General features: G+C 36.5%; 7 protein-coding genes and 2 pseudogenes. 1 reads left to right on the forward strand and 8 read right to left on the reverse strand.

Annotated features, from left to right (window positions below; all coding sequences use genetic code 11):
- Window positions 1-16 precede the first annotated feature (16 nt).
- The 5 genes from EAE91_RS16310 to EAE91_RS16330 are packed head-to-tail and all read right to left on the reverse strand — an operon-like array spanning window position 17 to window position 4,311.
- Window positions 17-1,387 carry an MATE family efflux transporter gene (locus EAE91_RS16310; RefSeq protein WP_214089422.1) on the reverse strand — a complete coding sequence of 457 codons (1,371 nt, stop codon included), beginning with the start codon at window positions 1,385-1,387 and terminating at the stop codon, window positions 17-19.
- A gap of 23 nt (window positions 1,388-1,410) precedes the next feature.
- On the reverse strand, window positions 1,411-2,490 hold the full coding sequence (locus tag EAE91_RS16315; protein ID WP_214089423.1) for an acyl-CoA dehydrogenase family protein: 1,080 nt from the start codon (window positions 2,488-2,490) through the stop codon (window positions 1,411-1,413).
- Window positions 2,483-3,157, reverse strand: coding sequence for a hypothetical protein (locus tag EAE91_RS16320; RefSeq protein WP_214089424.1), 675 nt, complete (start codon window positions 3,155-3,157; stop codon window positions 2,483-2,485). The genes EAE91_RS16315 and EAE91_RS16320 overlap by 8 nt, the downstream gene beginning before the upstream one ends.
- 10 nt (window positions 3,158-3,167) lie before the next feature.
- On the reverse strand, window positions 3,168-4,013 hold the full coding sequence (locus tag EAE91_RS16325) for a hypothetical protein (RefSeq protein ID WP_244868879.1): 846 nt from the start codon (window positions 4,011-4,013) through the stop codon (window positions 3,168-3,170).
- Window positions 4,014-4,047: 34 nt separating this feature from the next.
- A complete protein-coding gene (locus EAE91_RS16330; protein ID WP_214089426.1) occupies window positions 4,048-4,311 on the reverse strand; it encodes an acyl carrier protein in 264 nt (87 codons plus the stop codon).
- Window positions 4,312-5,052: 741 nt separating this feature from the next.
- On the opposite strand from EAE91_RS16330, the gene EAE91_RS16335 reads away from it, so the two are divergent.
- Window positions 5,053-5,205, forward strand: coding sequence for a hypothetical protein (locus EAE91_RS16335; RefSeq protein WP_422615663.1), 153 nt, complete (start codon window positions 5,053-5,055; stop codon window positions 5,203-5,205).
- Between the two features lie 48 nt (window positions 5,206-5,253).
- On the opposite strand, the pseudogene EAE91_RS25040 reads toward EAE91_RS16335, so the two are convergent.
- From EAE91_RS25040 to EAE91_RS16350, 3 genes and pseudogenes are all read right to left on the reverse strand, one after another.
- Window positions 5,254-5,355, reverse strand: a pseudogene (locus EAE91_RS25040) (hypothetical protein); the annotation flags it as partial.
- Window positions 5,356-5,568: 213 nt separating this feature from the next.
- Window positions 5,569-6,351 (reverse strand): DUF4123 domain-containing protein, encoded by a 783-nt coding sequence (locus EAE91_RS16345; protein ID WP_214089427.1) that lies wholly within the window; start codon window positions 6,349-6,351, stop codon window positions 5,569-5,571.
- A pseudogene (locus tag EAE91_RS16350) lies at window positions 6,348-6,778 on the reverse strand (type VI secretion system tip protein VgrG); the annotation flags it as partial. The gene EAE91_RS16345 and the pseudogene EAE91_RS16350, both read right to left, overlap by 4 nt.

Below are 6,778 nucleotides of genomic sequence, written 5' to 3' on the forward strand. Positions count from 1 at the left end.
CTGACAATTAAATTAATTAAGAGTGTATATCACCGGGAGAGCATTTAATATTAAAATCACTTTTTTTATTAAAAATGCTAAAAGTGTAAAGTACAGAAATCCAATTAAAAATAGCAATAGTCAGATACAATCGCGTAGCATCTTCTTGCTTTAATCCGAGTAATGCAGCTATTCCAATCTCCAGAGAATACAAAGTGATATTGATAAGTAGTACACGTAATCCTTGACCAATCTGCTCTAAAGCAGTCATTAATCCCAATACTATGCCTAAGCCAAAATAAGATGGAGATAAACAATTTAAATATCGTAAAGCAGCCACAGTAATCAATTCATCTAAAGTAAAAATCTTAACTAACCAAACTTTCAAAAAGAATACAGCAACACTAATAAATATATATATAACACCAGTGAGACTAAGACCAATCAAAAATACTTGGTTAGCTCTGACAAAATTCCGTTTAGATAAAGAATTATTATAGTGAATTGCCATAGCTGTTCCTAAGGCAATAGCCGGCAAAATAACAAACGACTGTATACGAAAAGCTATGCTAAATCCTGCTATTTCATGAACATCATAAAAGGACACCAGATAATTAAAGGAAAATAAAAAAATAAAAACAAGGGAGAAACTACCCATTACGGGTAAAGCCATAGTAAATATATCTTTTATTACTTGGAAAATTTGATCACTCATTCCTAACCAAGATATAACCATGCCTTGACGATAGAGTAAAATACTTCCTACTAAAATAAGATAGCTGCTACCAAAAGTTGCCCCCCAAATCAGGCTTTGTAAGCCCTGATGAAAATATATCTCAGTTAAGTAAGTTGCACCTATATTAAGTACTGTACCTGATATTCCCAGTAAACTTCCACAACGATTAAATCCAAGACCAAATAAAGCGGATAGAATTAACGTGGCAAAACCAATCATTATCCCAATAAAAAGCATAGGAATGATAAAATTCATTACTTCATCTTGCTGTGAAGGTTCAATATGAAACAAATAAGAAATATCACTTCGAAAATACCATACATTGAATATGAGTATTGTCATCAGTGCTAACATAGCTAAAAACAACAATAACAACCGTTGCCCTAGTAGAGAAAAATTAGCACTTCCTAAATGTGAACTATACCTCAATACAGGCACACGCAATCCTTCATGGATGGACATCATCATATAATTCAGCGGTAAGAATAATCCAATTACATATAACATATTAGGTGAATTATGACTAATAATGCTAATATTGATTAATACAGCAGAGGCAGAAACTACCATGGTGCCCCAAAGTGTAATGCCGGTATTCCAAAGATCATTAAGTAGTTTCAACCACTGATATCGCTGAAAATGTCTCCGCTGAAATATGGATTGCATTGTCATATCAATTACCAATATTCAATAAATTATATAGATCCAGCTAAAATATTTAGACGTTGCATATCCAGACTTCCTTCCATCCATTCATATCCTTGAATGTCAGTAATTGTCTTCTGTAACCAGATATCTGTTAGAAAAAGCTCTGTTCCCACAAGCTTTGGCATGATACGAACAACTTTTTCCACAAACTCGGTAGCACAAGCTTTGGCTAGTGAAACAGCTGCACCATCTAATATGTCATCATCTATTCTCAAGGCGGCACGGTAATTCAGATTTCTTATAGCTTTAATTTCAATCTGTAAGGAGGAGTGGAGTTCTCGAGCTTTCACATTACTTATACGCGATATGGCAAAATCAAGTAGTGCTTGAGCACTACCTAAAGCCATAGCACATACACAAGGCCTCATACGATAAAAAGTTTTTATTACTGCGTGCATACCTCTTTCTAATGGTCTACGGTGCAAGCCTAAAATGTGCTCTTCAGAGATAGGAATTTTGTCAAAATATAGATGACTTAAGCCTGCACCTTGCAATCCAGCAACAGGTAGCAACTGACGAAAAACATTAGGATGAGAGAGGGTTTCAGGTGTCAACAAAATTACACCGATACTGTATGGCCCCGTTCCAGTTCTGACAACCATTGTTCCGATCGTAGCATCGTGTCCATTACCTACTAGCCATTTTTCAGCGTTAAGTTCAAAATCATCACTCAATAATGAAGACGGATTTCCTGCATCAGAGCCTTTGTTGGGCTCTGTGACTGCCATACAGGTACGAGCTCTATGCTGAGCTACATATTCAAAAAAATAGTCTTGTTGTTCAGTTGAGCCTAATTCTCGTACAATGATACCGGAAAGAGATGGGCCTGGACATGACAGCAGGACATTTGGGTCTCCGTAAGCAAGCACCTCATACATTTTTGTCCTTTCCAGACAGCTACTACTGCGATCCATATAAAGTTGGTCGAAAAGCGGTGCGTCAAGATGTGATAATACAGTATCTCGATCATCTAACACCTTCAAAGACAAAGAGCGAAATAGTTGAGCTAACTCTAACCATTTTTTTCCATAGTGCGTGCAGGCAATAGAATCGTCAAAATTAACCATGGAATTCCCTCAGATAAACTTGGTTCAGAACAGAAAAAATGTGCTGCATTTCGACCAACCCTTGCTGCAGAAGAGCTCTTCCCCCTGTTGTTTTAATCAGGATATTAACCATTTCCTCAATTTCTTCAGCTGCATGCTCAGCAAACTGTGAAGGTATTTCTTCTTTTATGTCTCCTACACATTGAAACAATAATAATTGGCGCTGTATAACTTGCGCTAAACGGAGACGAATAGAGGAAATTGATAATAGAGAAACATTGCCAACCTTACGCTGGGCTGTATGATCAAGTAAAATCGATATCCATCGTTTAATCCAAATAAGCTGCATTCTTATCATTTCACATTGATAGTTAACATACTTTTTCGCTATCTCTTGTGGAGCAATATCATCGTCTTTTGCCTCCAATTTGCATAATAATAATCTCTGGCGCTTCATACTATTACAGACAGGAAGGACGGTGACAGTATTTATTTCTTTCCAACTATATTGTTTTTCGTCTAAAAAGCGTAATTCTGAGTTTTTCCATTGTTCTTCTGAAACTACAGCAAACCCGTTTCTTACAACAATTTGGTTTGATGTAGAGAAAATTGTTTGGGCTAATTGTTCCATCAACCAGTGAAAGCGTTGTTCTTTCTTTGATTCGAATGGATAGCTGATATTAAACATAATTAGATTCCTAAATTTTTTGTAAGACAGACCATGCTATTCTTAAACTTTCTATATCATGCTCTACTAATAATATAGTCCTTCTATTTAATGGTGTTAGTGTCTTATCCGCTAGAAGTAACAATGCATTCATTCCTGTAACTTCAGGTTTGAAGAAAGCAAATTTGATTGAACTTTTCCTATCTTTCGTTTCCATTTGAAAACGTATTTTTTTAAAGAAATAACCTGTACGCTCTGTTAATAATATAGTATCTTCTTCATCTAACTGCAATTGATGCAATATATTTCTTAACATGCCAAAGGCATCTAAACCATCAGCCAACTCCCATTCGCTTACCTGCCCTGTTTTTAATAATATCCATTTATTTTCATTGCTTTTTTCCGTTGTGAGTAAGGCTGCAATAGCACAAGATCGCTCTGGTATTGGAAATCCGTTAGAAATATTACGAGGAATAGTATTTTGCTCCATTCCTAACAATAATATTTTACTCGCACTACCACTAGATAAATAATTTCCAGCAATACCTAAAGCTGTGGTTGATACCAAACTTCCATTGTCACAAATGTCGAATGAGTATCCTTTAAGGTTATAGTGGTCCATAAAATATGGACCAAAAGCTGAATGATCCGGATCAAACTCAGGTGTCCAATAGGCAAATATAGATAAATCAACATCACTTAAAAAAATAGAATTTTCCATTTTCTTAAGAACAGAATCGCCTAATTCAGTATAAGAGTATTGATCACCTTCTAATAAGGTTGAATCAGTTAATTCATCTTGAGAAATACGATGCAAGTCTTTCTGGTATATGGAATAACGGTTTCTTGGAGCTTTTCTGAGAGATCTCTTATTCATTATTTCGCAGAAAACTTGATTTACGTAAATCATGTCATGATACACCATTTAGGCGTTCTAAAACATAATCACAGACAGAACCAATACTTTGTACATGGCTGGCTTCCAATGTATTTGCATCAATCATAAAATTTGGAACATTATCCTCTAGCGACATTAAAAATGTCAGTGTAGTCATTGAATCTAGCCCAAGCTCATCACGTAATGATGTTGATTCACTTATGTCATTAAGAGAACTGACATTTAATTCTTTCGTCAAAATGTTTTTAATAATAAAAAAAATCTCTGATTTATTCATCATATTTCACCAATTTGTAGTTAATGTTAAAATGATACCTTAGGGTATTTTAAAATAAAAAAATACTATAAGTCATGAAGAAATATATAATTTCCATCATTAGAAATGTTTTATTTTTAAGATTATGTATTCCAATGAAGTTCATAAACTCCTGTACTCTTTGTTATAGAAAGAAGAACACTTAACAAAAGAGCAATCAACCAATAATCATATGCATTGATAATACCTATTCATATTAATAACGTCAATAAAATTTCACAGTTACACTGACGCAGAATTAAATCAAAGAATAATCAATGAAATTCAATAAAAAAATCCAAATTTTAGCAAATAATAAGTTATATAAGCTATTAATTTAACAAAATAAAAATTAAATATCTTTTTGATGAGAAGTGTTTGATTTATTTGGAGTAAAATTAAAACCACTCTAGAAAAAATATAACATCATGATTAAAAAGGAATTTAATTAGTTGATGAAAAATAAAATAATCAACAATAGGTACATAAATATAATGAAGAATTATTAATTAATAATAAAATAAATTACATCATTATATAAATTAGGCACCCTAGGTTTGAATGAAAAATGAACAAAAAGAATAGCGTCAAAATTAAACTAAAATAAATAATAACGGTATTAAAAGTAAAGATAGGAATCAGTAATTATTATGAGTCTGTAATTTAAATTGTGTAATTGCCTGTTCTTGATATATTCCTTACAACAACGCAGACAAGTAAATTATGGACGAAAAGAAGCTTAAAGCCCTCGCTGCCGAACTGGCTAAGGGGTTCAAAACTGAAGTTGATCTTAATCAGCTTTCCCGCATGCTCACTAAGCTGACCGTTGAAACAGCGCTTCAATTTTTTTGCCGATATCACATCTCTTCGGTATAACAGCGGGTAATTTACTGGCTGATAATAGGATGGCTTTCTGCTCTTTAGTCAGTTTTTTGAAGTTGCTTCAATATCGGTAGGGGATTTCAAAGATTGCACGAGAGACAGTCCTATGTGGTTAGTCAGCGAATTGGCAATCTGAATCGGACGTTTCGAACGGCGCGTATCGCTTAATTCAGTATGTTGAAAGAGCTCTTTTGTCCATTGCTCGGTGTTGGCTGAAAACGTCTTAAGTTACCTCAATCACTGTTTTTTGTTGAGATCAGCAATACAAGCAAAAGTCCAAAAAAATCCCTTGAATAGACTAAGGGATTTGTGTAAGAAAGACAGCTTTAGGGCGGGGAGGATATCAACTCTCAGCTTTCAATAAAGTTGGGACGGGGAGTCGTCAGCCAGTGTTTGTAAATAATCGACACAGGTAAGCTTGCTAATATTATCCCCGTTTGCTAAACGGTATTTTAGCCAATTGATAATTTGTTCCACTAATTGTCCCTCTGGCTTATCCAGTTTCTCAGCCAATTTACCGTGGTTTTCCCAGCAATTATAACTGATCGCAGACGCCATCCCTTGCAGGGCGTAATCGGAATGATGCCAGGCATCTAATAAATGACTGCCTAAGGTAAAGGGCAATTCACTGCCTCCTTGACCACAATTTTCAGGCCGATAATAAATCTGTGGTTCTGGCATATTGATCATCAACTCACTCACCGGTGTCAAAAATGCTGACCAATCGCTGAAGATCATTGCCGGTAATAACTGACTGAGGATACGCGGGTCCATACTGCGAAAAATCACCGGTTTTTCTTGCAAAATCACCTGCTGGCGCGAACGCCAATGATTAAGCTGCTGTATCCATGATTGATCACTGCGGTAAGCCCAACCCCAGCTGTTATCACTCAGAGTATGACTATCAAGCCAATGAGCTATCGTTGACAGACCGCCTGACTTGGGCTGAACCAGCCAGGGACTTTGCGCCAGCATGTGATCCAACGGTGTATTGCTGTATAGCGGGAAAGCCTGCTCTACCCAATCGTTGGTATAAAAGAGCGCCGCCGGGTTAGGTTCCGCGAGTGAATTGAGCATAAAGAAAACCGATGGTTTGTTAGGGATACTCAGCCATTGTTGCCAATTTATTGACTTGTTCATTCATCCTCCGGATTATCAATAATCCAATTTGCTTCCTGTTGAGCCAGCACAGCACAAAGCGGTTTGGCAGGGAATTTAACCCCCGGCAGAGGCGCGACTCCTTCCGGCAGTTGCAGAGACAACCCACGGCCAGTACCGGCAGAACCTTGCCCGACTGATAAATTTGGCGAAGTCAGAATACCGCCGGGGGTTATCCGTATAAAATGACCGCCGACTTTTAAAGTAATTTCCGACGCTGCTTCCAACACCATTTTACCGCCGCTTTTCAAGTGTGTTTCCTGACCGCTTTCAGCCACCAACGCATCTCCGGTCTGTAAATGTTGACTGCCTGAGATACGGTGTGAAACATCTCCATCGGTGCTGTATTTCCCCGATCCCCTGATATGTTGATGATCATCCACTGAAATTTCGCTATAGCGGTTATTAT

This window comes from Photorhabdus noenieputensis (assembly GCF_018448935.1).
In the GTDB taxonomy this organism is placed as follows: Bacteria; Pseudomonadota; Gammaproteobacteria; order Enterobacterales; family Enterobacteriaceae; genus Photorhabdus; species Photorhabdus noenieputensis.

Excerpts from the sequence above, each read along its gene's own strand:
- EAE91_RS16320 (WP_214089424.1), bottom strand. The coding sequence starts at position 3,157 with ATGTTTAATATCAGCTATCCATTCGAATCAAAGAAAGAACAACGCTTT.
- EAE91_RS16315 (WP_214089423.1), bottom strand. The coding sequence starts at position 2,490 with ATGGTTAATTTTGACGATTCTATTGCCTGCACGCACTATGGAAAAAAA.
- EAE91_RS16310 (WP_214089422.1), bottom strand. The coding sequence starts at position 1,387 with ATGACAATGCAATCCATATTTCAGCGGAGACATTTTCAGCGATATCAG.
- EAE91_RS16345 (WP_214089427.1), bottom strand. The coding sequence starts at position 6,351 with ATGAACAAGTCAATAAATTGGCAACAATGGCTGAGTATCCCTAACAAA.
- EAE91_RS16325 (WP_244868879.1), bottom strand. The coding sequence starts at position 4,013 with ATGAATAAGAGATCTCTCAGAAAAGCTCCAAGAAACCGTTATTCCATA.
- EAE91_RS16330 (WP_214089426.1), bottom strand. The coding sequence starts at position 4,311 with ATGAATAAATCAGAGATTTTTTTTATTATTAAAAACATTTTGACGAAA.
- EAE91_RS16335 (WP_422615663.1), top strand. The coding sequence starts at position 5,053 with ATGGACGAAAAGAAGCTTAAAGCCCTCGCTGCCGAACTGGCTAAGGGG.